This is a genomic window from Streptomyces sp. MZ04, assembly GCF_004684775.1.
Lineage (GTDB): Bacteria > Actinomycetota > Actinomycetes > Streptomycetales > Streptomycetaceae > Streptomyces.
The window spans coordinates 1-929 of record NZ_SRIC01000602.1 but is presented as its reverse complement, the minus strand read 5'-3'; the positions used below and the strand labels follow the sequence as shown (position 1 = coordinate 929).

Here is a 929-nt window from a genome sequence, read left to right as displayed (position 1 = left end):
GCCCCGCAGTTCCCCCCACCCGCAGAGAGGTTGTCGCATGCCGGACGACGCCGCCGTGGCCCGCGATGCCGCCGAGGCCGACGCCGCCTTCTCGCACCCCGCGGTGCCGCCCGACGCCACCGCCGCGTACGGCGAACATCCCGATCAGGTCGTCGACTTCTACGAACCCCGCATCCGTACGGAAACTCCCGCCCCGCTCGTCGTCGTCCTGCACGGCGGCGCCTGGCGTGCCCCGTACGACCGGCAGCACATCACCCCCTTCGCGGACTTCCTCGCCAGACGCGGCTTCGCCGTGGCCAACGTCGAGTACCGGAGAGGGAGTTCGATCCCCGTACAGGGGGAGGGGCCCGTCGCCGGGCGCTGGCCCGAGACGTTCGACGACGTCGCCGCCGCCTTCGACGCGCTGCCCGGCCTCGTACGGGAGTTCCTGCCCTCCGCCGACCCGCGCCGCACCGTCGTGACGGGTCACTCCGCGGGCGGACACCTCGCCCTGTGGGCCGCCGCACGCCATGTGCTGCCCGTCGGCTCGCCCTGGCGCACCGAACGGCCCGCGCCCCTGCGCGGCGTCGTCGCCCTCGCCCCGATCGCCGACTTCCGGGTCGCCAGGGACCTGGGTGTCTGCTCGGGCGCTGTCGTTCAACTCCTGGGCGGGGAGGGGCAGTTCGAGGAGAGAGTGCCGCACGCCGATCCGGCCGCTCTGCTGCCGACCGGCATCGCCACGGCCGTGGTTCAGGGACGTACCGACATCGTCGTGCCGCACACCGTCTCCGAGTCGTACGCCGACGCGGCGGCGAAGGCGGGCGAGGTCGTCGGGGTCACGCTCCTCGAGGACGTGGGGCACTTCCCGCTCATCGATCCGGCGGCGGACGCGTGCGCCGTCGTGGCGGAGGAGATCGCGCAACTGGCCTTCTAGGGACGGGGGCCGGGGG

The 929-nt window shown here is 74.0% G+C and carries 1 protein-coding gene; it reads left to right on the top strand.

All coding sequences use genetic code 11. The features are described 5' to 3' along the window. Positions 1–37: 37 nt before the first annotated feature. Positions 38–913 (top strand): alpha/beta hydrolase, encoded by an 876-nt coding sequence (locus E2651_RS43430; RefSeq protein WP_135336753.1) that lies wholly within the window; start codon positions 38–40, stop codon positions 911–913. Positions 914–929 lie beyond the last annotated feature (16 nt).

Coding starts and splice junctions, on each gene's coding strand:
- E2651_RS43430 (WP_135336753.1), top strand. CDS start 38: ATGCCGGACGACGCCGCCGTGGCCCGCGATGCCGCCGAGGCCGACGCC.